The organism is Microtetraspora sp. NBRC 13810 (assembly GCF_030268685.1).
Taxonomy (GTDB): domain Bacteria; phylum Actinomycetota; class Actinomycetes; order Streptosporangiales; family Streptosporangiaceae; genus BSRQ01.
In genome coordinates, this window is the sequence record NZ_BSRQ01000030.1 from 59,741 (window position 1) to 81,061 (window position 21,321).

Here is a 21,321-nt window from a genome sequence, read left to right on the forward strand (position 1 = left end):
GGGCACCAAGATGATCAGGACGTGAGGCCATTCGCCACACACGAAAAGAGCAAGAACGACAGGAAGACAGCGTGACAAACCCTTCGCGCGCGTGCTTGATGAGAGCGTGGCGCGTTTCGGTGGGCTGACCGGGGCGCGGGCCCTGCTCGTCGGGACCGCGTCCTATACCGGGCTGCCGGACATCCCCGCCGTGGCGACCACACTCGCCGACCTCGCCGACACGCTGGAACGGCGGTGCGGGCTGCCCGCCGAGGCGATCCGGGTGGCGACCGACCTGCCCACACCCATGGAACTCGGCGACGTGATCACCTCGGTGACCGAGGACGCCACCGGACCGCTACTCGTCTACTTCGCCGGACACGGCCTGCTCAGCCGGGACGGGGTCGTGGTCATATTCCGACGAGACTTCTCGATAAGCGCTGAGCCGCAGGTCGGCTGAGTGCTGGGGGGGGTTGCAGCAGGTCGAGTCGGTCTCGAGGTCAGGATGACGACGTGCACCCCGGCCAGGGCCGGGTCCGCGGCGATGCGCCGGGTCGCCTCGATGCCGTCGATGACCGGCATCTGGATGTCGATGAGCGCGACATCGGGCCGGTGTTCCCTGGCCAGAGCCAGGCCCTCCCTCCCGTCGCCGGCCTCGGCCACCACCTCGATGTCGTCCTCGAGGTCGAGCAGCGCGCGGAATCCGCTGCGCAGGAGCGGCTGGTCGTCCACCAGCAGGACCCGGATCATGACGTCCGGTCCACGGGAAGCTCGGCCTGGACGGTGAAGCCGCCCCCGGCGCGCGGTGCCGCCCGGAGGCGACCGCCGAGGGCGGTGACCCGTTCGCGCATCCCCAGCAGCCCGACGCCGGGCACCGGGGCGCTGCCCGGCCTGGCCTTGCCGTCGTCATCGATGCGGATCGCCAGAGCGTCCGGACGGCACTCGATCCGGACCGACGCGGTCTCGGCGGCGGCATGCCGGACGATGTTGGTGAGCGACTCCTGAACGATCCGGTAGACGGTCCGGCTCACCGCGGCCGGCACCTCATGCTGTTGCCCTTCGACGGTCAGCGTCGCATCTAATTAGGAGGATCATCCCCGCCCGCATAGGGTCGCCGCCCATCTCGATCCCGGCCCGGCCCAGGTCGGTGAGCCAGCAGCTGGGCGTGGCATAGCCGATGTAGGAGAACCACGCAGGCAGCGCGTCCAGCGGTATTCCGCCGAAGATGGCCAGCACGAGCATCCCGATGATGATGATCTGCTGGGTGTTCTTCTTGTTCCCGAACTGACCGATCAGCAGGCCGAGGATGGCGAACGGCGTGCCGCCCAACGTGATGACGAGCGTCACGAAGAGCCAGCCACCCAGATCCAGGCGAACGTCCCGGAACAGGGCCGCGGCCAGGGCGAGGACGATGGGAGGCGGGATCGAGACGAGCATGCCCACTGCCACCTTGCCCAGCAGGTAGCCACCACCGGTCAGTGGCGTCAGCCGCAGTTGCCGCTGCCAGCCCGCCTCCCTCTCGTTCACCACGCGGGCGCCGACCAACATCCCGGAGATGAGCACGCCCCAGCCGGCCATGGCGGCTAACAGGACGGCTCCGGGGTCGATCGCCGACCGCGCAGGCCACTGGGATCCGAAGATGACCGCCTCGAGCAGGTAAAAAAGCGCCGGGAAACCCGATGATGAACAGGAGGGTTCCGGGCTCACGCAGCACTCTGCGCAACTCCAGCGCCAGATAACCGAGTTTCATGACAGCTCACTTTCGCCTGTGCGAGTTCTGCTGGTAAGGGCGAGGAACGCCTCGTCCAGGCCCACGCCGACCACCTCGACGTCACGCGCGTGCTGGAATCGGGACAGGAGCGCCCGAAGCGTGGTGTCGGAATCGGAGCTGAGCACGGCGACCTTGTCCTGGCGGACCTCCACGTTCACCACGGAGGGGAGCGCGCGCATCGCGGGCTCGCTCACCCCGGAGACCGTCGCGCGCAGTGTGCGGCCGGCCGCCAGTGACCGCACCTGCGCCACCGAGCCGTCCGCGACGGTACTCCCGTCGCGCAGGAACACGACTCGGTCGGCGAACTCCTCGGCCTCCTCCAGATAGTGCGTCGCGAACATGACGGTCCGGCCGGACGCGGTGAACTCCTGCATGGAGTGCCAGAACTCGCGTCGTCGCCGTACGTCCATCCCCGCCGTGGGTTCGTCGAGCAGCAGCAGGTCGGGGTCGGCCACCAGAGCGACGGCGAACCGTACCCGCTGCTTCTGCCCCGTCGACAGCTTGGTGGATCTGCGCCGCGCAAGGTCTTCGATGCCCGCCTTGCGCAGTGCCTCCCGGACCGGGAGGGGGTTCTTGTGCAGAGATGCCACCATGCCCACCATCTCGATCACCGTGGCATCGTCGAGCAACGCACCCTCCTGGAGCATGGCGCCGATGACACCCTCCAGGACGGCCTGACGAGGCGGGAGCCCGAAGACCTGCACGATTCCAGAGTCGGGCTTCGTCAGCCCGACGATCATGTCCACCATGGTCGACTTGCCGGCGCCGTTCGGCCCGAGGAGCGCGACGACCTCGCCCGCCTTGCTGGTCAGGTCCACTTCCTTGACGGCGTGGACCGCGCCGTAGTGTTTGCGCAAGCCCTGGACGCGAACTGCGGCGTCCCGCCGTTCCGCCTGCGAAATCAACGTCTCGTCCAGGCCTTCACCTGGCCGAGGTTTTCTCGACCTCCTGTCATGACCTTGGCGTGACAGCTGTCATGGATAGGAACTCTGAATCCGATCAGCCTCCTGATCGACAGGCTTCCTCGGCCGGACGGACGGAGCATGGGAGATCGCCCAGACCGCGGATCCCAAGTGGCGATCAAATCCCGGAAGAGCACCAAGACAGCGGGCCGGAATGCGATCCCATCACGCTAGGTCGGGCACGCCTTCGACGCAACATACCTTCAGGACCGGTCAAATCGCCGACAGGAAGCCACCATCACCCGCTTCGTCCACTACGAAGGGCACCGCCCGACCGCGCGAGAGCAGCGCGAACTGGCGCTGTTCGCGCGCCGCTCCCGCGATCACTCCGGCCGTCACGCCGTATCCACGGGCTGGTACAACGAATGCTTCCGTGCCTGGGTTGATGTACGCGGGCACCCGCTCGAAGAGTCCGGCGACAAGGCGCCCGCCGCGGCGGAGTACCGTGCCGCGGGCCGGCTCACGACCGGTCTCCCCGAGTGCCGTTACGTGCTGACCTGCGCCGTCTGGCTGGAACGGGCAGACTCGCCGCTAGGCGAAGAGTGTCAGTGCCTGCTAACGTTAGCGGAACACGACACTCTGGAAGGTGATGACAATGGGACGACCGATCGCGTTCTTCGAGGTGATCAGCTCGGATCACGAGCGGGCACAGGCGTTCTACCGGGACCTGTTCGACTGGCGGGTCGCCGCCGACCCGGAGATGGGCGGGTACGGCCTGGTGGACACCGGGGCCGGCGAGCAGGCCGTGGGCGGGGGCATCGGACCGTCCATGCAGCCCGGGGACACGGGCGTGAAGGTCTACGTCCAGGTGGACGACCTCGACGCCTACCTGGATCGGGCCGAGGCGCTGGGCGGCGAGCGCCTGGTCCCGCCGATCGACCTGCCCGGCGACTTCGGCAGATTCGCGGTCTTCGCCGACCCGGACGGCAACCAGGTGGGCCTGTGGGCCTGACCGAGCCGGACCCGACGGACGAGGTGCTGCGCGCGCTCGCCGAGCCGCGCCGGCGCACCATCCTCCGACTCGTCGCCCACGACGAGTTGTCGGCCGGGGAGATCGCCGCGACGTTCGAGGTGAGCCGCACCGCGATCAGCCAGCACGTGACCGTGCTGAAGAACGCGGGGCTGCTCACCGAACGCCGGGCCGGCACCCGCCGGCTCTACCGGGCTCGCCCTGAGGGGCTCGCCGGGATAAGGGCATTCCTGGATGAGATGTGGGCCGGTGCGCTGGACAACGCTCGCCGGCTCGCCGAGGCCGAGCGCGGGCTGTCGGACGATGTGGAGGCCGAACGTACCGGCTGACCGCACCATCCATCCAGAAAAAAGCGACAATAACCTCAACAAGCATCAAATCCCCACAGCGAAGGACGACCATGACCGCGCAGAGCCGGCCTCCCGTCGTGCCGCTACGGCGGCCACCCGTCCGCCAGGCCACCCTCGTACGCAGCGACATCGACCACACCTTCGACGTCTTCGTCCGCACGATCGGCGTGTGGTGGCCGGTACGGCCGTTCTCAGCAGGCCAGGAGACGGTACGCGACGTCACCTTCGAACAGCACACCGGCGGCCGGGTCTACGAGACCTGGCAGGACGGCACCACCGTGCAGTGGGGCGAACTGCTGGCCTGGCGGCCGCCCCACGGGTTCACCATGACCTGGACCGGAACACCCGCGCCGACCGAGATCGAACTGGCCTTCACGGCGCTCGGCCCGGCACTGACCAGGGTCACCGTCGAACACCGAGGCTGGGAGGCGCTCAGCGACGCGCAGCTGTCCGAGGACTGCGCCCTTCCCGGCGGTTACACGGGCGAGGCCTACAGCAAGGGCTGGGCGACGATCCTCGCCTGCTTCGCCGCCGCGGCGGAGGCCCGTCAATCCTCGAAAGGAAGCCTTCCATGAGCTATTTCCTCTACAAGTTCGTCCCCCGGCCGGATTTCCGCACGACGATGACCGAGACCGAGGCGGCCACCATGCGCGAACACGTGAGCTACTGGCAGGCACTCGCCGACCGGGGCACCGCGATCGCGTTCGGGCCGGTCGCCGACCCGGCGGGCGACTGGGGCGTCGCCATCCTGGAAGCGGACGCCCTCCAGGACGCCCGGGCGCTGGCCGCGGCCGATCCCGTGGTCATCGCCGAACTGGGGCCGGTGGACATCTACCCGATGCACAACGCGATCACCAGGCGGTGGCGGCCCGGCCCCTGACCGGCTCACCCGGGCACGCCCCTCGCCTCCCGGCCCCAGCGAGGGCCACCAGACACCATCCGCGCACGCGCCCCCCGTCTCATGGACGCTGCACCGTCATCGCCGCGGCCATGACCTTCCGAGCAAGGCGTCCGCGCCCCTCCGCTCGACAGGTCCCGGGCATTCGTCTGCCGGCACCGCGGCGTGCATGGCACCCACAGCTTGCCGCTGCGGGTACGCGCTCGGCGGTTGCCATGAGCTTTGAGGCGGCTCGCCGCGCGATGAGGCGACCGCGCCCTCGTGGACGGCCCTCCGCTCCCGAACGTGTCCCCACCTTGAAGGGGCGCTTTGGTTCTAATTAGACCGGTCATCCGAGCGCGTTCCACCAGCTCCGCGACATGGTCGAGCCCACGCGGCGGGCTCATGTCGTCATCGCGCAGCGCCTCCAAGGTCGCCCGCAGCTCCCGGGTCGCCTCCCGTCCGGCCTCCTGGATCGCCAGCAGGGCGTCCGGCACCTGTTCACCGCGCCTGCGGGCCACGTGAACCGCGACCTCGGCCTGCACCTTGATGATCGAGATCTGGTGAGTGAGCGAATCGTGCAGTTCCCGCGCGATGCGCAGCCTCTCCTCATCCGCGCGCCGCCGCGCGGTCTCCTCCCGGGTACGCTCGGCTTCCTCCGCCCGCCGCTCAGCCTGCCGCAGCGCCTCACCCGCGGCGCCGGCCGCGACCAGCCAGGCCAACTCCAGCGCGCCTCGGGCCTGCGCAAACGCCTCCCCCGTGTCGTGCAGGCCCGAGGCCAGGGCCGCCAGGGGAAGAGCGGCCAGCATGGCCACGCTCGCCGCCACCGTGATGGCTCGATGTCCCGCCCGTACGGCGGCGTACACCGCCACCAGGTACGCGACCACAGGCACGTCGATACCGGCCGCCTGGTACCCCACCGCGCACACCCCGGTGACGACCAGGACCACGACCGGAGCCCGGGGGCGCGCGGCCAGCGCCAGGCCGCCGACCGCCAGCAGCGCGTAGCCGAGCAGGGCGAGGCCCGTGGCCGGATGCTGCCCGGACAACCCGGTGACCAGCAACGCCGCAGCCGCACAACCGGCGACCGCCCAGTCGATGACACCGGCCCGAACACCGGAGGCCACCAGCCGCACACCGCGCCGTCCTGAACCCATGCGCGCACCCTAGCCGGATGCTCGCGCGAGCGACTCCTGCGCGGGGACGATCGGCCGGCTACCGCACCCGCGGTACCTCCGCCCCTGCTGCCGCGTCCGCGGCAGCAGGCTGCCGCATCGGCGGCATCACACATCGCCCTCGTAGGCGGGACGACCCGCAGTGGGTCCAGCGGACATGCTCAGACGACATCCAGTCGCAGGAAGGAAGGAGCACCACATGTCCGTGCGTCACCTGCTTGCCGCCGCCGTAAGCGGCCCGCTCGCAATCGCCGGGCTTGCCACACCGGCAGCCGCGCACGTCTTGACCCAGCCGGACCCTGTAAGTGCAGTCGCCGCGCTGCACACGCTGCCGACACCCGTCATTCGACCGAAAGGATCCTCAATGTCCATCTTGTTGGTACTTGCCGCACAGGCGGCCTCGCCAGTCTGTACGACGTCGGCAGAATGCGCGGGCCAGGGTGTCGACACTTTCCTCGGGACCCCCGAGCGAATCTGGGCCAGTGTGGCCGCACTGGTGGCGCTGGGCGGCGTGGTCATCGGCTGGCTGGCGCTGCGCTCCGTCCGTCGTATCGGCGGCGGCGGGAGGAGGGGAGCCATCGTGGCCCTGGTGGTGGGGCTGATCGGCGGGCTCAACGGCGCGGTGAAACTGGCTGTCGCCGACGGTGGTCTCGGCACCGGCAACGGAGTGTTCGGGGCGGCCTTGGCCCTGGTGCTTGGCCTTGTCGGCGCGGCCCTCGGCGGGCTGGCTCTGGCCCGCTCCCGTCGCACCGAGCTGAGCGGCTGACCGCAGCGAATACAAGCGCGCGATCGAGGCCCCGATGACCGTACACACCTCGATCATCGCACGGCGCCGCTTCTCGTGATCTTGTACGTAAAGGCAGGCAGCTCCACATCAATAGGTGCGGCTGCCCTACTACTAGTCCGACAACTACGCCAAGGCCGCGGTCAACGTCTGCCGAAAGGTGAACGCCGCCGACGCAGCAGACTGACGTGTTACACGTGATCGGCGCAGGATTCGGACTGGCCGGCCAGGTTCTTCTGGCGCGAGCAGGCGGAGGTCTACCCGGACGCGAAGATCGTCCTGGCTGTCCGCGATCCGCATCGCTGGTATGTCAGCATGCGCCCTCATCGACCTGCCAACCGGGCATGTCACCTGTCGCCCGTTCAGGCCCGGGGCCGACGGAGTACGCGCCCTGGCGTTCAGTTCGGATGGAGTGGAACGTGGCCGCGCTAGCCCCGTTCGGACGGCCCTACATATGGCATACCGACGAAGTGCGATCACTCGCCTTCGGGCCGGGCGGATCCGAGCTCTACAGCATGGGCGCGAAAGGAACGCTGTATCGCTACCTCCCTCATCGACCCGGAGCGCGCAGCCGTGGCCGTCTGCGATCGAATTCGCGCGTCTTCTGACCCCATGCCTGGTACGAGATCCTCGGAGGTGCGCCCCCCGGAAAGGTGTGCTGAGCCCGGGCGACGTCTGCTTCGGGCAGCTCTGGGGGGACCTGCTCTGTGGCCTCCAGGAACACCCACTTCCGGTACGACCAGAAGCGGAACAGGGTGCCGAGGCCGACGCCGACGAGGTTGGCGATGTTGAGGCTGAAGGCATCGTCCACGCGGAGGGTGTACTTGGTGAAGCCGATGACCAGCACCCCGAGCAGGAGAGCGACGCCATTCAGCAGGAAGAAGAGGAAATATTCGCGTCCGAGCCCGCTCTGCTCCCGATGCCGGAACGTCCACAAGCGATTGCCCAGGTACGCACACACCGTCGACACCGAAGCCGCCAAGACCTTGGAGGTGAGCGGCCCCCACTCCAACACCACGGCGAAGAGGTTGTAGACGCCCGTGTCCAGCAAGAACGCGACAAGGCCGATACTGCCGAATCGGACCAGCTCGTGGAGCGACGATACGAACCGCTGGTAGAGGTGTCTGATGAACCTCACGTCCCTGGCCAGTCCCGTCTCTCGGCGACTTACAGGCCGACAGCGTACCTGCCACGGCGAGGAGCCGGCGCCTGGCAGAGCGCGCCGGTGACCGGGTGGGAGAGCGAGCCGGCCGTCGCACCGGCGACATCGCCCGCCTGGCCCGCGAGCACCGGCGCGGGTCGTTCCTTCAGTTCTGATGAAGGGCTGTACGATCTCGGGGACCTGAGCCACGAGATCCCCGAGATTGCGGACGAGATCCTCGATGGGGGTGGCTCCATCGCCGAGTGGAGCGGGGCGTGAACTTACTGCACCGACCACACCAGGACGAAGGAGAAGTCCAGTTTCGTCCTGCGGTTCAGTGGGATATCGATCTTGACTCTGTGCGCGATCTCGTTACGGCTGATGCCCAATCCAGCGGCGATGAGCCGTTCGGGACGGACTGGCACGGGATCGTCGAAGGTGACCGTGATCTGCAGGGGCCACGGATCTTCGGGAACGGGAGGCGCGTGGAGTTCCCAGCACTCGTCCCAGTCGAGCGTGAACCGGTTGCGCCGGGCGATCAACGGGTCGAGAAGGGTGTCCACGACGAGGGAGGGCGAGTTGGCCGAGTAACCGGCCAGGAGGCCGGCGGGCAGCGAGCGGACCGGGATGCGATCGTGGACGGTGAGCTTGCTGGTCCGGCCGCAGGAAACGCAGTTGACCAGGAGCCAGACGTCGAGGAGTTTGCCGTTGGCGTTGACGCGGAATCTGCCGTCGCCGGTGGTGGCGCGGCCGGAAGGGCAGGCCACGCACCGGAGGGCGAGCAGAGGCAGGTGGGCGCGTCGCACGGCCCAGGGCAGCACGATATGAGGATGTGAAGACATGATCTCTCTGAAGACCTGACGAAGAGCACGGAAAACAGAGCCGACGGCGTCGTCGGCGACCGATGCGCAGAGAAGGTGTCAGGTCTAAAGAGCAGGCGGCGTCATGCGCGCGAAGTCCTCACATAGGGGTCGTTTGCCGGTGCGGGCCGATGCTCAGCTCAGGCGGGCTCGCAGGAGGCAGAACTCGTTGCCTTCGGGGTCGGCCAGGCAGTGCCAGGGCTCCTCGCCGGTCTGGCCGACGTCGGCCGGGCGCGCCCCGAGCTTCAGCAGGCGTTCGAGCTCGGCGTCCTGATCGCGGTCGGTGGCGTTGACGTCGAAGTGCAGCCGCAGCTTGCCCGCCTTGGGCTCGGTAGTGGGGCTGAAGATCAGAGTCGGCTGCAATCCGCCGAATCCTTCCCGTGGTCCGATCTCCACCGCGCCGGCGTCCTCGGTGTCGAGCACGATGAAGTCCAGCACCTCGCACCAGAACGCCGCCAGCCGATGCGGATCCCGGCAGGGAATGATCAGTTCGGAAATGCGACAAGCCATGACCGGCACCCTACCGAGCATCAACCGCACGCAGCCAACCCTTAAACGGCCCAGGGCCCCGACGCAATGGGGCCGGTGCTCACGACGTCCCTGACCAGCTAGGACCTATGACGTTGGCGAGCATGCCGCGGACCTGCCGGCACCTGGACAGCACACAACCCACCAATGGTCTAATATCAGCCCAAAAGGCGCCCTGGGTGCGCGAATGGAGTCTCCATGTTCGACGATCTCGATCTCGAAGCCCTGCGCCGACGTCCGGGTGTGAAGTGGGCGGAAGCCGGGCCGGGCGTGCTGCCCGCCTGGATCGCCGACATGGACTTCCCGGTGCCGCCCCCGGTACGCGAAGCGCTCGCGCGCGCCATCGAGGTCGATCTGGGCTACCCCGCCTGGGACGACCAGCCCTGGGCGAACCCGCTCAACGAGGCCTTCGCCGAACGGATGAAGCGGCTCCACGACTGGTCTCCGGACCCGTCGCACATCCACCACTTCACGGAACTGATCCAGGCCCTGCAGGTCCTGCTGCACCTCATGACCCGGCCCGGTGACGCCGTGGCCATGCACACGCCCGCCTACCCGCCGTTCATCAAGACGCTGACGGACATGGATCGCCGGCTCGTCCCCATCCCCATGGTCGACGACGGCCACGGCTGGCGCTTCGACGCCGACCGACTGGCCGAGGATGTCGCGCGGCACAGGTGCCGGGCGATCATCCTGGTCAACCCGCACAATCCCACCGGCCGGGTGTTCAGCCGCGACGAACTCGCCAGGATCGCGGAGATCGCCGACCGGCACGACCTGCTCGTCATCTCCGACGAGATCCACTCCGACCTCGTGCACGACCCGCACCGCCACGTCCCGTTCGCCGCGCTTGGGCCGGAGGCCGCCGGCCGCACGGTGACGCTGACGTCGGCGAGCAAGGCGTTCAACCTCGCCGGGCTGCGCTGTTCCGTCGCGCACGTCGGCGACGCCCGCGTCCGCCGGGCGCTGGCCGCCCACCCGCCACTGCTGTTCGGCGAGGTGAACTCCCTGGGCGTGCTGGCCACCCTGGCCGCCTGGAAGGACGGCGACAGCTACCTCGCCGAGGTGCGCGCCACCCTTGCCAGAAACCGCGAACTGGTCGCCGCGTCACTGCCCGCCGGGGTACGTCACCACCTGCCCGAGGCGACTTACCTGGCCTGGCTCGACTGCCGCGGTCTGGGTCTCGGTACCGACCCGGCGGCGTTCTTCCTGGAACGGGCGGGCGTCATGCTCAGCGGCGGCCCCGGCTTCGGTCCGGGCGCGGACGGCTTCGCAAGGCTCAACTTCGCCACCTCCGAGCCGATCCTCGCGGAGATTCTGCGCCGCATGCGCGATGCCGTCGAAGGGGCGTCCGGCGGGTAACCCGTTCAGCCGCCCACCACGGGTTCAGCGAACGTCAGGGCGTCAGGGCTTCAGGACGCGGTAGCGCAGGTGGGTCACGGACGTGCTTCCCGAGACGGGTTTCCCCTCCGGGATCAGCTCGGCCCGCTCCCCGGCGAACAGCGGCGTGCCCGCACCCAACAGCAGGGGGACGAGGTGGATCCATACCTCGTCGAGCAGGCCCGCCCCGAGCAACTGCCGGGCGACATCCGCACCCAGCACCAGGACGTCCTTGTCCCCGGCGGCATCCTTGGCACGTCGGACTGCGGCCTCCAGCCCGTCGAAGGCGAACGTCCCGCCGTTGTCGCCGAGGAGGTCCTCCCTGGTCCGGTGGGTGACCACGAAGCTCGGGACGCCGGGCCATGGTGTGCCGCCCCACGGGCCCACGCCGAGGTCGAAGGTGCGCCGTCCGATGACGGTGGCTCCTACCGCCGCGTCCACCTGCCGGCGGACGCCGATGTCGACCCCGCCGTCCGGCCCTTTCCCCGCCATCCACTCGTGCAGCCGCTCGCCGCCGTCCCCCATGGGCTCCGCCTTCCGGACGTTCGGTCCCGCCGTGAACCCGTCCAGGGACATCGACACATCCAGCACTACCTTGCTCATCGCGTGCCTTCCTTCGATTCACCGGCGCCGCCACCCGGCGCCGTCACGAGAAGGTCGGAGCCGACCCGACCGTCTCGACACCACGACGGAAAATCAGTGGCGATGAACTTGAACCGGGAACCGGATCGTGCGCCCGACGTTTGTCCTGATGGGCATCGCCTATCCGCTATGTCATCCTTTGGAAGGATCGATCCTCGGGACTGAGCAGGAGCGGTGAGCCCATGAGCTGGTGGCAGGGGCTGCTCGGGTTCACCGCGGGCCTGCTGATCGCGGTGGTGACCACCCCCGTCGGGGTGTCGGGAGCGGTGTTCTTGCTACCGGTCCAGCTCAGCGTGCTGCAGGTGCCGAGTCCGGCGGTGACGCCCACCAACCTGCTGTTCAACGTCGTGGCCGGCCCCGGCGCGCTGCTGCGTTACCGCAGGCGTGGCCATCTCGGCGGCCCGCTGACCCGCCTGCTGGTGCTGGGCACCTTGCCCGGCGTCGTCATCGGCGCGCTCGTACGGGTCTTCCTCCTGCCCGGCGCCCAGGTGTTCCGCCTCCTGGTCGCCTGCCTGCTCTTCCCGCTCGGCCTGTGGCTGTGCGTGCGCACTGTGCGCCCGCCTCGCCACCGCAGCGCGCCCGACGGTCCCTCTCCGCGTGCCATCACCGCGCTCGCGGTGGCCGTGGGGGTGGTCGGCGGAATGTACGGCATCGGCGGCGGGTCGCTCCTCGGCCCCATCCTGGTCGGGCGCGGCCTGCCGGTCGCCGAGGTCGCGCCCGCAGCGCTGGCCTCGACGTTCCTCACCTCGATCGCCGGAGCGCTCACCTACGCCGTCCTGGCGCTGACCACCCCCGGCGACATCGCGCCGGACTGGGCGCTGGGCCTGCTCTGCGGCCTGGGCGGGCTGGCCGGCGGCTACCTCGGCGCCCACCTCCAGCCACGCCTGCCGGAAACCGGCCTGCGACTGCTGCTGGGAGTCTTGGCCATGGCCTTGGCCGGCCTCTACGCCGTCCAAGCGCTCAACTGATCGGGTTGGTCACAGTGTGTTCGCGCCGGCCGGCCGGCCGCGGTCGTACGGGTGCCGACAACAGCGGCTGACCATGTTGCGTGAGTCCATCGCAGCGGCGAACCGCCGGTCGTGGACCGGGTGACGGCATGCTGGCCGTACCTCGACGAAGAGCGCCGCTGGTTTGACCTTGACGCTGCGTCAGCTTCTAGCATCGGGGCCATGTCGATCAGTGTTCTGGACACCTACTCCGCCATGAGGCGGATCCTGCTGGCCCCGGTCGCGGATCGCGTTGACCTGCTGGGTTCGATGCTGGAGCCCACCAGGGGCATGTACCGCTACCACCCCGGCGAGGTCGACCTGGTGGCCATGCATCTCGCAGCGTCCGGGTTCCCCTCTATGGCGACGAGTTCGGCCCCACCCGCATCGGCGTGCCGCACCTGCACGACGACGAGATCTTCGGCAAGGTGCTCACCGGGCTCGATGTGACCGGCATGGAGAACTTCACTGCCTGGGTGCACGGCGACCCCAGCGCCGAGCGCTTCGGTCTCCCCCCGGTGGGACTGCCGATGGGCGCCGGGTACGCCGCGGGCAACCGGCTGGTCGACACCTACCTGGCGGCGACCGGGCGGACGGCGGCGCAGGCCCTGCACGCCGAAAGCTCGGAGATCATCGCAACCACGCTCCGCCGCGGGTGACATCGGAACGATGGAGTGGACGATCCAGGAACTCGCGACGAGGCCCGGCATCACCCGCCGCACCCTGCGCACTACGACCGCTTCGGACTCCTCGCCCCGTCCCGGATCGGCGCGAACGGATATCGCGACTACACGTCCAACGGCTGAGCCGGATCCCGGGTACCCCCTCGGCCGCACAAGGAGGTACCGAGCGGCCCTGGGTTACCGCCCGCCGCCTTCCCGCCGCTCGTCCCGTAGATAGGCCAGCACGGGGCCGACGTCCTCGTACCCACCGGGGGCGGTCTCCGCGACCGCGTCCTCCGCTGCGTCCAACGCGTCCGCAAGCGCCGCCAGGAGGGTCGCCCGGGCTTCCTCGACCAGGCTCCGCCCCCGTGCGGTGATCTGCGTGTAGACACCCCTCCGGTCGGTCTCGCACAAATAGCGCTCGGTCAGACCGGTCTTCTCCAACCGGGCCACCAGCCGTGTCACGGAGCTCTCACTCAGCGGGATCTCCTCGGCCAGTACCTGTTGCCGCAGGTGTCCGCCGTCGTCGGAGTACGCGAGGGCGGCGAGCGCCGCGTACTCGGAGGCGGAGATGCCGTGGTGGGCGCGCAGGGCCCGCTCGGTCGCCTCCTCGATCCTCGACTCCAGCCGCCGGAGCTCCTGCCACCGCCGTTCGAGCACAGTCGGCAGCTCCACACGGGGTCGCCGAAGGGCCCGGTCCTGTGGCCTGGGCAAGCGCCCCACCTCCTTCGTGGGCGCAGCTTGACAGACATCCGCCGCCGCCCTCTACTGTCTGTACAGACAATTATTGTATATGCAAATAGAGGGATCGCATGCACGTGTTCGTGACCGGCGTGACGGGGTTCATCGGCGGCTCGGTGGCCGTTCGACTGCTGGAGGAGGGGCATCGCGTGGCCGGCCTGGTCCGGTCGCCGGAGGCCGTGGACGGGCTGAAGCGGCTCGGTATCGAGCCGATCCCCGGCACCCTGGACGATGCGCAGGTCCTCGCCCGGGAAGCCGCGGCGGCGGACGCTGTGGTCAACGCCGCCGACAGCGACCACCGGGGAGCCGTAGCGGCCCTGATCGACGCGCTCGCCGGCTCCGGCAAGCCACTGCTCCACACCAGTGGCTCCAGCATCGTCGGTGGCGACGATCGCGGGGAGGCGTCCGAGCGCGTCTACACCGAGGAGGAGATGGCGCCGGGTAGTGGATGGGAACCCGCTTCGGACAAGGCCGCGCGCGTGGCCCTCGACCGGCTCGTCCTCGCCGCGCGCGAGCGCGATGTCCGCTCGGTCGTACTGTGCAACACACTGATCTACGGCCATGGGCGCGGCCTCGCGCGGGACAGTGTCCAGATTCCCCGGCTGGTCCGGCAAGCTGAGGCGAGCGGGGTCGTACGGCACGTCGGCGCCGGGAACAACATCTGGTCTAACGTGCACATCGACGACGTGGCCGACCTGTACGTACGGGCCCTCAAGGCCGCGCCCGCCGGGTCGTTCGCCTTCGTGGAGAACGGCGAGGAGTCCTTCGGCCGGCTGGCGCAGGCGATCGCCGACAGCCTCGGGCTCGGCGCCCCGCAGCCGTGGGACATCGACGCCGCAATCGCCGAGTGGGGCTTCGAACCGGCCGTCTACGCACTCGGGTCGAACAGCCGCGTGCGCGGCACCTTTGCCCGCACGGAGCTGGGGTGGCGGCCGCGGCACGACTCGGCGGTGGAGTGGATCCGCGCCGAGGTCACGGGCCTGCGGTCGTCGCCGCAGGCGAGCTTCGGCGGGCCGGCCGTCGGGTGAGGCGGCGGGTCTGAGAGTGATCGCGGCCCAGCTTGCGGACGGCCGGAGTCGGGACGAGGCATCGTGAGAGAGGCGACCATGGAACAAGGTACCCACGGCGAGCTCCTTGCTCGCCTGGCCGAGATGTTAGGGACTGCCACGACCACGCACCCCCTGCGGGTCGCCATCGATGGGCCGCCTGCCGCCGGCAAGACCACACTGGCCGACGAACTCGCCGTCGTCCTACGCGCGCAGGGCCGCGAAGTCATACGCGCGACGATCGAAGGCTTCCTGTTCCCCCGAGCACAGCGCTATCGACGCGGCGAGTACTCGCCCGAGGGCTGCTATTTCGACAGCCACGACCACGACACCCTTTGCCGGGTACTGCTCGATCCGCTGGGCCCGGGCGGAGATCGAAGGTTCCGGCAGGCGGTCTACGACAGAGCAACGGACACGGAACTGTCCCTGCCGATCACCACCGCCTCACCGGACGCCGTGCTGCTCTTCGACGGCGTCTTCCTCCTGCGCCCGGAGCTGGTCGACCGATGGGACCTGCGCATCTTCATGTCCGTCGCGTTCGAGCGGACGTTGGACCGCGCCCGGGCCCGGGGCCGGGCACTGGCCGGATCCGTCGCCGACGCAGCCGAGATCGAGCGGGCTTGGCGCAACCGCTACATCCCCTCCCAACAGCTCTACTTCGCCACGGCCGGCCCGACCGATCACGCCGACATCATCGTGAACAACGATGAGCTCCAGGGGCCCGCCTGGGAAGTCCGGCCACACCGATGATCTGACCCTTGCTCTGCGGGGCTTCCACGCCTCTTCTGATACCGACAGCTTTGAAGATCGTTAAGCCGCGTACGGGAAGTAGGCTGACCGCGATCGCCCGCACCGGTGAAGGGGCCGCTGATGCCCCCGCCGTCAGATGCCGGTCGGGGCCGGGTTCCTCCTGGGCGAGCTGGTTGACCTGGCGCTGATCAGCGGTGGGCCGTCGCGATGAGGCGGCGCAGTGCGGCGTGGGCGGGTGGGCCCCATGCGGGCTTGCCGCCTGGGCGGCCGCGGACGCCGGCTTCGCCGATGAGGATGCCGCTGAGGGCGCGTCCCACCGCCCATCCGCGAGCGCGGCGCAAGGTCGCGGCGTCCGGGGCCGGCTGGTAGGCGGCATGGAAGCGGTCGGCGGTGCCGTCCGGCAGCAGAATCCAAGCGGCAGCGAGGTCGCAGGCCGGATCGCCCGCGAAGAGATCGCCGAAATCGATCACGCCGCAGATCGTGCCGTCCGCGGTGAGGACGTTGGCCGGATGCAGGTCGCCGTGGAGCCATAGCGCCGGGCCGGCCCAGTCGGGCGCGGCGGCGGCGTCTTCCCAGACCGCGCGGACAGCCTCCGGGTCGGGGATGCGGAGCAACAGTAGCCGGATGGCGACCGCCCGTTCCGGTTTCCGGAGGGGGAGCTGGCTCGTGAAAGGCGCGGGCGCCAGGTAGCCCGATCAGGTCTGCCACCGCCCGGCTGGCGACGGCCCGCAGTGGTGAGCTGGTCGAAGCACCCTGACGTGACGGCGCTGCGGAGATGTTCCTCAACCCCCGCGAGGACAACGGTCCATCGGTCCGGCCCGCCGCGGCGGCGTTCAGCGCGAGGTTGCCCAGTCCGGCGCCCAGGTCCCGGCGGCGCCGTGGCCGGCCGTTGCGGCGGCGAGGTGGCTGCGGAGGGTGGCCAGCGCTGGGTGGGGGTTGTCGCGGTGCCACAGGAGCGAGTGCGGGTAGACGGGCGTCGGGTCGGTCACCGGGATGCGGCGCAGGCCGTGGCCGGCGGGCCAGACCAGGCGGGTCTGCTCGCCCATGAAGGTGGCCAGGGCCGGGGTGTCGGCGATGGTGTCGAGGAGCGCGTCGGAGCCGAAGTTGGGGCCGGTCGCCTCGATGGTGAGGCCGAACTCGGCGACGAGATCGTCGTAGTAGGCGGCCCACTCGGTTCCCGGGACGATGCCGGGCATCCAGATCCGGTGCCCGGCGAGCTGAGCGACGGTCACCGAGCGGGCGCCGGCCAGCGCGTGGGCGGGCCCGGTGAGGAGCTGGAGCGGTTCGTCGAGCACCCGGACGGATTCGATGTCCTCAGGAAGGGGCCGGCCGGGCACGGCGACGGCGCGGAAGGACGTGTCGATCGCACCGGACCGGATGGCTGCGAGGGCGGTCTCGATCTCGAACAGCATCACCACGTCGAGCTCGATCTCGGGGTGCGCGCGGTGAAAGCCGCGCATCAGACCCGACGCCGCGCCGCGCGAGGCGATCACGTCGACGCGCAGCGGACGGCGGCCGGGGAGCACGGACGCGACCGCGCGCTCGGCGACGCGCAGCAGCTCGCGCGCGTGGGGCAGGAACGCCTGCCCGTCGATGGTGAGCTCGGCGCCACGCGCGGTGCGGGTGAACAGCCGCACGCCGAGGTTGCGCTCCAGCGCGGCGATGCGCTTGGAGACGGCCTGCTGGGTGACCGCCAGCTCGGCGGCGGCCTCCTGGAATTGCCCCGCGTCGGCGGCGGCGACGAAGGTCCGGACGGTGTCGAGGTCCATGCGGACACTCTATGGGTACAACCGTTGGCTGTGTCCGGGCGGCCTTGCGTTGTTTGATCCCCTGGTACGGCGCGCGCTTTGATGCTCCCGATCGCGGATCGGTTGTGCGGATGAGTGGCGAGGAGCGTCGGGCATGCGGAGCGGGCACCGGTTGGGGCGGCAGTTCGGGTGGCTCTGGGGAGCGTACGGGACCAGCGCGCTCGGCACGTGGCTCGCCTTCGGCGCGTTCCCGCTGATCGCCATCCAGGTGTTGCACGCCGGACCGGCCGAGGTCGCGGCGTTGTCCTCCGTGGGGGCTCTGGCGGGCGCGGCCGTGGCGGTACCGCTCGGCCCGTGGGTGGAGTTCCGCCGCAAGCGGCCGGTGCTGATCACGGTCGACCTGGTGCGGTTCGCGGCGCTGCTGACGATCCCCATCGCGTTCGCGCTCGGCGTGCTCTCCTTCGTCCAGCTCCTGCTGGTCTCGGTCGTCGTCGCGGCGGCCGACATCACCTTCCGCGCCGCCTCCGGCGCGTACCTGAAGACGCTGCTGCGGGCCGAGGACCTGCTCGTCGCCAACGCCCGGTTCGAGTCCACGGCCTGGACGACCACGATCATCGGACCGCCGCTGGGCGGCGCGGCAGTCGGGCTCCTCGGTCCGGTGGCGACGGTGGTGGCCGACGCGGTCAGCTACCTGCTCTCGGCCCTGGGCATAAGCGCGATGGGCGGCCGGGAGCCACGACCCGAACGCCGGGAGGCCGCGCGCATGCGGGCCGGGGACCTGCTCGACGGGTGGCGGTACATCCTCGCCGACGCGACGCTGCGTGCGCTGTTCTTCAACACCGCCTTGTTCAACGGCCTGGTGATGGCCATCGACGCGCTGCTGGCCGTCCTGATGCTCGGCCGACTCGGGTTCGCGCCGTGGCAGTACGGACTCGCCTTCGCCGCGCCCGCGATCGGCGGGCTGCTCGGCGCGCGGCTGGCCCGACCGCTCGTCACCCGGTTCGGGCAGCACCGGGTCCTGGTCGTGACCGGGACGCTGCGCGCGCTCTGGCCCCTCGGCCTGGTCTTCCTGGGGCCGGGCACCGGCGGGCTGCTGCTGGTGATGGGCGTCGAACTCGGGCTCATCTTCTGCTGCGGGGTCTTCAACCCCGTCTACGCCACGTACCGCCTCGAGCGCACCGCGACCGGCCGGATCACCCGCACGCTGTCCGCCTGGTCGGTGACGACCAAGGCTTCGACGGCGCTCCTGACGGCAGTCTGGGGCGTGCTGGGCGGCCTGCTCGGCCCGCATACGGCCATCGGCCTGGCTGGTGTGCTCCTGCTGGCGACCCCGCTACTGCTCCCCCGGCGCGGCGCGGCACATCGTGGCTCACCTGCCCCGATACGTACTCGGCCCCGGCGCGCGATACGCGTGTCAGGGGCGCCCTCATCACCCAAGGAGAGAACATGACCGTCACGACCCCGGCGCTGGACCCCCGGACGGCCGCACTGCTCGTCATGGATTACCAGCAGGAAATCCTGTCCTCGCTCCCCGGCCTGGACAACCCGGAGGCGCTGCTGTCACGGGTGGCCGGCGCCATCGCCGACATGCGAGCGTACGGCGCCGCCATCGTCTACGTGCGAGTCGGATTCACCGAAGCCGACTGGGCGGCGATCCCGCCGGCCAACAGGACTTTCTCCTTCCTCGGCCGGCAGCGCCTCATGCACCACGCGGATCCCGCCACGAACATCCACCGTCAGCTCGCTCCCGAGCCCGGCGACATCACCATCCGCAAGACCCGCTACGGCGCGCTGTCCACGACGGACCTGGACCGGCGACTGCGGGATCGCGGCATCACCACCCTGGTCATCGCCGGCATCACCACCAGCGGCGTCGTACTGTCCACCGTCACCGACGCCGCCGACCGCGACTACCGGCTCTACGTGCTCTCCGACGGCGTCACCGACCCGGACCCGCAGGTCCACCAGACCCTGATGACCAGCGTCTTCCCCAGGCTGGCCCACGTCATCGACACCGCCGAACTGCGTTCGCTGCTGCACGGAAGCCATAGCGGGACCTACGAGGCCAGCCGCTGACGTGCGTTGTGACCCGGGCTGGTCGGTTCGACCCCGCGTTCGGGCTGGTTGATCTCAGCCCACACCGCGTCGAGGGAGAGGCCGAGGACGTCGGCGATCGCCGCGACGGTCGGGAAGGCGGGGGTCGCTATGCGGCCCGTCTCGATCTTCCGGAGGGTCTCCGGTGAGACACGTGCGTCGAGCGCGGTCTCGAGCATCGAGCGCTCTCCCCTGGCGCGACGCAACAGGGCGCCGAGGCGCTGTCCGCGCTCGACCTCTGCGGGTGTGAGCGGCAACCTGACCATGGCTCCGATTCTAATACCGGGATAATATGACCGGGATAGTTATTGGTTGCGTGAGGAAGGCGTCGCATGATCGAGATCCTGAACCCCCCCGAGCTGGCCCGGGCAAGAGAGACAGGCGCCCTGGTCGCTCACATCTTGCAGACGCTGAAGAGCCGCAGCGCAGTGGGCACGAACCTCCTGGACATCGACCGGTGGGCCCAGGCCATGATCATCGAGGCCGGGGCGCTGTCCTGCTACGTCGACTACGAGCCATCGTTCGGACGCGGGCCGTTCGGCCACTACATCTGCACGGCCGTCAACGACGCCGTGCTCCACGGACTGCCATACGACTACACGCTTGCCGACGGCGACCTGCTGACGCTCGACCTCGCCGTCTCCAAAGGCGGAGTCGCCGCGGACTCTGCCATCAGCTTCATCGTGGGCGACTCAAAGCCCCCGGAGAGCGTCGCGATGATCAGCGCAACCGAACGCGCATTGAGCGCAGGCATCGCGGCTGCCGGTCCCGGAGCTCGCATCGGCGACATCTCCCATGCCATCGGCTCGGTCCTCAGCGAGGCGGGATATCCGATCAACACCGAGTTCGGAGGTCATGGCATCGGATCAACGATGCACCAGGACCCGCACGTCTCAAACACCGGACGGCCCGGCCGTGGATACAGACTGCGCCCTGGACTGCTGCTCGCCCTGGAACCGTGGGTCATGGCGGACACCGCCGAACTCATCACCGACGCCGACGGCTGGACGCTCCGAAGTGCGACAGGCTGCCGGACAGCACACAGTGAGCACACGATCGCCATCACCAACGACGGAGCCGAAATCCTCACCTTGCCGAAACAGGCACAACCGTAAGGACGAAGCCTGTTCCCCTGGCGCGTCATCGCTGATCACCGGTGAAACGATCCGCCGATATGAGCAGCCATACCCCGGGTCGCTCATTCATATCGCCGACACGCGCGAGGGCTTCCCGCCCAGATCCCGGATCGCATCACGCCCGGGATCTGGGCCTCAAAACACGCTACATACTCGAAAGACAGTCAACGCTTTCGCCCAACCCCGCCCCAACATGGCACTGAAGGTGGCTCCCCCAAGGCCGGTTCGGGCCGCCATAGTGGCACTTGCACAACCCCTGGATCCAAGACGTCCAGCCCTTCGAAGAAGCCGGCTATCTGCTCGGGACTGCGCGGCGTGTACGGCGTGGCGGTGTTCCCCGAATTGTGGCCCTGCATGGCCCTGACGTAGTCCGGGACGGTGTCGGTGCCATCGTAAAGCGCCAGACAGCTGCCAGTTGGAAGTGCTGCCATCAACCGGCTCACGACCGACCGGGCCTCGTCGTAGTCGCCGACCATGCCAAGGATGCCCATCAACATCAAAGCTCTTCCCCATGGTCTCCATCATGGACATCCTTCCGGGGACGAGCCCCTGATCTCGGATGTCCGTCAAACCGGATCAAGCCCAGAGTCACCGTGGGCGGATAATGAATGCGCGGTGGTCTCGTACTCAGCCATGGCTGAGGATCATACGTACATGACTTGGCGGGTGCTCATCGTGTTGGAGCAGGCCACATGTGCAGCACATCCCGCGAGCGATCAGGTGCGCCGTCGATCTGCCG

The 21,321-nt window shown here is 69.3% G+C and carries 28 protein-coding genes and 3 pseudogenes; 16 read left to right on the forward strand and 15 right to left on the reverse strand.

All coding sequences use genetic code 11. From position 1 onward, the window contains the following. Positions 1-91: 91 nt before the first annotated feature. Positions 92-439 (forward strand): hypothetical protein, encoded by a 348-nt coding sequence (locus tag QSK26_RS38520; RefSeq protein WP_285780303.1) that lies wholly within the window; start codon positions 92-94, stop codon positions 437-439. 35 nt (positions 440-474) lie between these two features. Here QSK26_RS38520 and QSK26_RS38525 read toward each other — a convergent pair. The 5 genes and pseudogenes from QSK26_RS38525 to QSK26_RS38545 all read right to left on the reverse strand — a co-directional run. After that, positions 475-729, reverse strand: a pseudogene (locus QSK26_RS38525) (response regulator); the annotation flags it as partial. Next, on the reverse strand, positions 726-1,010 hold the full coding sequence (locus QSK26_RS38530; RefSeq protein WP_285780304.1) for an ATP-binding protein: 285 nt from the start codon (positions 1,008-1,010) through the stop codon (positions 726-728). The pseudogene QSK26_RS38525 and the gene QSK26_RS38530, both read right to left, overlap by 4 nt. 13 nt (positions 1,011-1,023) lie before the next feature. After that, positions 1,024-1,686 carry an ABC transporter permease gene (locus tag QSK26_RS38535; RefSeq protein ID WP_285780305.1) on the reverse strand — a complete coding sequence of 221 codons (663 nt, stop codon included), beginning with the start codon at positions 1,684-1,686 and terminating at the stop codon, positions 1,024-1,026. 39 nt (positions 1,687-1,725) lie between these two features. After that, the gene (locus tag QSK26_RS38540) at positions 1,726-2,607 is read right to left on the reverse strand and encodes an ABC transporter ATP-binding protein (RefSeq protein ID WP_285780306.1); all 882 of its coding nucleotides are present in this window, start codon (positions 2,605-2,607) and stop codon (positions 1,726-1,728) included. Positions 2,608-2,925: 318 nt separating this feature from the next. Beyond that, on the reverse strand, positions 2,926-3,051 hold the full coding sequence (locus tag QSK26_RS38545) for a hypothetical protein (protein ID WP_285780307.1): 126 nt from the start codon (positions 3,049-3,051) through the stop codon (positions 2,926-2,928). Positions 3,052-3,307: 256 nt separating this feature from the next. On the opposite strand from QSK26_RS38545, the gene QSK26_RS38550 reads away from it, so the two are divergent. From QSK26_RS38550 to QSK26_RS38565, 4 genes are all read left to right on the forward strand, one after another. Continuing rightward, positions 3,308-3,664 (forward strand): VOC family protein, encoded by a 357-nt coding sequence (locus QSK26_RS38550; protein WP_285780308.1) that lies wholly within the window; start codon positions 3,308-3,310, stop codon positions 3,662-3,664. Then, entirely contained in the window at positions 3,655-4,011 is a 357-nt protein-coding gene (locus tag QSK26_RS38555) for an ArsR/SmtB family transcription factor (RefSeq protein ID WP_285780309.1), read from the forward strand. The genes QSK26_RS38550 and QSK26_RS38555 overlap by 10 nt, the downstream gene beginning before the upstream one ends. A 71-nt stretch (positions 4,012-4,082) precedes the next feature. Continuing rightward, a complete protein-coding gene (locus QSK26_RS38560) occupies positions 4,083-4,607 on the forward strand; it encodes an SRPBCC family protein (RefSeq protein ID WP_285780310.1) in 525 nt (174 codons plus the stop codon). After that, entirely contained in the window at positions 4,604-4,912 is a 309-nt protein-coding gene (locus QSK26_RS38565) for a YciI family protein (RefSeq protein ID WP_285780311.1), read from the forward strand. The genes QSK26_RS38560 and QSK26_RS38565 overlap by 4 nt, the downstream gene beginning before the upstream one ends. Before the next feature lie 5 nt (positions 4,913-4,917). Here the strand turns inward: QSK26_RS38565 and QSK26_RS38570 are convergent, their stop codons facing one another. Next, positions 4,918-6,066, reverse strand: coding sequence for a histidine kinase dimerization/phosphoacceptor domain-containing protein (locus QSK26_RS38570; RefSeq protein WP_285780312.1), 1,149 nt, complete (start codon positions 6,064-6,066; stop codon positions 4,918-4,920). 382 nt (positions 6,067-6,448) lie between these two features. Between QSK26_RS38570 and QSK26_RS38575 the strand changes: the two genes are divergently transcribed. Next, a complete protein-coding gene (locus tag QSK26_RS38575; RefSeq protein ID WP_285780313.1) occupies positions 6,449-6,850 on the forward strand; it encodes a DUF6223 family protein in 402 nt (133 codons plus the stop codon). Positions 6,851-7,093: 243 nt separating this feature from the next. After that, positions 7,094-7,300 (forward strand): annotated as a pseudogene (locus tag QSK26_RS42195) (sulfotransferase); the annotation flags it as partial. A 118-nt stretch (positions 7,301-7,418) separates the two neighbouring features. Here the strand turns inward: QSK26_RS42195 and QSK26_RS38585 are convergent. The 3 genes from QSK26_RS38585 to QSK26_RS38595 all read right to left on the reverse strand — a co-directional run bounded on the left by QSK26_RS38585 (position 7,419) and on the right by QSK26_RS38595 (position 9,379). After that, complete coding sequence (locus QSK26_RS38585; RefSeq protein ID WP_285780314.1) at positions 7,419-8,006, reverse strand: GtrA family protein; 588 nt, start codon at positions 8,004-8,006, stop codon at positions 7,419-7,421. 284 nt (positions 8,007-8,290) lie between these two features. Next, a complete protein-coding gene (locus tag QSK26_RS38590) occupies positions 8,291-8,830 on the reverse strand; it encodes a DUF1062 domain-containing protein (protein ID WP_285780315.1) in 540 nt (179 codons plus the stop codon). A gap of 174 nt (positions 8,831-9,004) precedes the next feature. Beyond that, positions 9,005-9,379, reverse strand: a complete 375-nt coding sequence (locus QSK26_RS38595; protein WP_285780316.1) for a VOC family protein — start codon at positions 9,377-9,379, stop codon at positions 9,005-9,007. Between the two features lie 216 nt (positions 9,380-9,595). Between QSK26_RS38595 and QSK26_RS38600 the strand changes: the two genes are divergently transcribed. After that, positions 9,596-10,759, forward strand: coding sequence for a MalY/PatB family protein (locus QSK26_RS38600; RefSeq protein ID WP_285780317.1), 1,164 nt, complete (start codon positions 9,596-9,598; stop codon positions 10,757-10,759). 42 nt (positions 10,760-10,801) lie between these two features. Here QSK26_RS38600 and QSK26_RS38605 read toward each other — a convergent pair whose 3' ends face one another. Next, a complete protein-coding gene (locus QSK26_RS38605; RefSeq protein WP_285780318.1) occupies positions 10,802-11,380 on the reverse strand; it encodes a dihydrofolate reductase family protein in 579 nt (192 codons plus the stop codon). 221 nt (positions 11,381-11,601) lie between these two features. On the opposite strand from QSK26_RS38605, the gene QSK26_RS38610 reads away from it, so the two are divergent. The 3 genes from QSK26_RS38610 (at position 11,602) to QSK26_RS38620 (ending at position 13,211) form a co-directional block, all read left to right on the forward strand. Then, on the forward strand, positions 11,602-12,387 hold the full coding sequence (locus tag QSK26_RS38610) for a sulfite exporter TauE/SafE family protein (RefSeq protein ID WP_285780319.1): 786 nt from the start codon (positions 11,602-11,604) through the stop codon (positions 12,385-12,387). Between the two features lie 410 nt (positions 12,388-12,797). After that, positions 12,798-13,064, forward strand: a complete 267-nt coding sequence (locus QSK26_RS38615; RefSeq protein ID WP_285780320.1) for a DUF2268 domain-containing putative Zn-dependent protease — start codon at positions 12,798-12,800, stop codon at positions 13,062-13,064. 15 nt (positions 13,065-13,079) lie between these two features. After that, positions 13,080-13,211, forward strand: coding sequence for a MerR family transcriptional regulator (locus tag QSK26_RS38620; RefSeq protein ID WP_285780321.1), 132 nt, complete (start codon positions 13,080-13,082; stop codon positions 13,209-13,211). 54 nt (positions 13,212-13,265) lie between these two features. Here QSK26_RS38620 and QSK26_RS38625 read toward each other — a convergent pair whose 3' ends face one another. Continuing rightward, on the reverse strand, positions 13,266-13,742 hold the full coding sequence (locus QSK26_RS38625; protein ID WP_285780322.1) for a MarR family transcriptional regulator: 477 nt from the start codon (positions 13,740-13,742) through the stop codon (positions 13,266-13,268). Between the two features lie 137 nt (positions 13,743-13,879). On the opposite strand from QSK26_RS38625, the gene QSK26_RS38630 reads away from it, so the two are divergent. Both QSK26_RS38630 and QSK26_RS38635 read left to right on the forward strand, forming a co-directional pair. After that, positions 13,880-14,836: an NAD-dependent epimerase/dehydratase family protein gene (locus tag QSK26_RS38630; protein WP_285780323.1), complete on the forward strand. Its 957-nt coding sequence runs from the start codon at positions 13,880-13,882 to the stop codon at positions 14,834-14,836. A 63-nt stretch (positions 14,837-14,899) separates the two neighbouring features. Next, the gene (locus tag QSK26_RS38635; protein WP_285780324.1) at positions 14,900-15,604 is read left to right on the forward strand and encodes a cytidylate kinase family protein; all 705 of its coding nucleotides are present in this window, start codon (positions 14,900-14,902) and stop codon (positions 15,602-15,604) included. Between the two features lie 188 nt (positions 15,605-15,792). Here QSK26_RS38635 and QSK26_RS38640 read toward each other — a convergent pair. Next, a pseudogene (locus tag QSK26_RS38640) lies at positions 15,793-16,203 on the reverse strand (phosphotransferase); the annotation flags it as partial. Between the two features lie 234 nt (positions 16,204-16,437). Then, positions 16,438-17,373 carry a LysR family transcriptional regulator gene (locus QSK26_RS38645; protein ID WP_285780326.1) on the reverse strand — a complete coding sequence of 312 codons (936 nt, stop codon included), beginning with the start codon at positions 17,371-17,373 and terminating at the stop codon, positions 16,438-16,440. A gap of 133 nt (positions 17,374-17,506) precedes the next feature. Between QSK26_RS38645 and QSK26_RS38650 the strand changes: the two genes are divergently transcribed. Both QSK26_RS38650 and QSK26_RS38655 read left to right on the forward strand, forming a co-directional pair. Next, positions 17,507-18,802 (forward strand): MFS transporter, encoded by a 1,296-nt coding sequence (locus tag QSK26_RS38650; RefSeq protein ID WP_285780327.1) that lies wholly within the window; start codon positions 17,507-17,509, stop codon positions 18,800-18,802. Beyond that, positions 18,799-19,428: a cysteine hydrolase family protein gene (locus tag QSK26_RS38655; RefSeq protein WP_285780328.1), complete on the forward strand. Its 630-nt coding sequence runs from the start codon at positions 18,799-18,801 to the stop codon at positions 19,426-19,428. Before QSK26_RS38650 ends, QSK26_RS38655 begins: the two co-directional genes overlap by 4 nt. Here QSK26_RS38655 and QSK26_RS38660 read toward each other — a convergent pair. Then, positions 19,410-19,712 (reverse strand): helix-turn-helix domain-containing protein, encoded by a 303-nt coding sequence (locus tag QSK26_RS38660; RefSeq protein ID WP_285780329.1) that lies wholly within the window; start codon positions 19,710-19,712, stop codon positions 19,410-19,412. The two genes, QSK26_RS38655 and QSK26_RS38660, sit on opposite strands and share 19 nt — an antisense overlap. A 66-nt stretch (positions 19,713-19,778) precedes the next feature. Between QSK26_RS38660 and map the strand changes: the two genes are divergently transcribed. Beyond that, on the forward strand, positions 19,779-20,561 hold the full coding sequence (gene map, locus QSK26_RS38665; protein ID WP_285780330.1) for a type I methionyl aminopeptidase: 783 nt from the start codon (positions 19,779-19,781) through the stop codon (positions 20,559-20,561). 185 nt (positions 20,562-20,746) lie between these two features. On the opposite strand, the gene QSK26_RS38670 is transcribed toward map, so the two are convergent. Then, positions 20,747-21,079, reverse strand: coding sequence for an SAM-dependent methyltransferase (locus QSK26_RS38670; protein ID WP_352244479.1), 333 nt, complete (start codon positions 21,077-21,079; stop codon positions 20,747-20,749). Between the last annotated feature and the right edge of the window lie 242 nt (positions 21,080-21,321).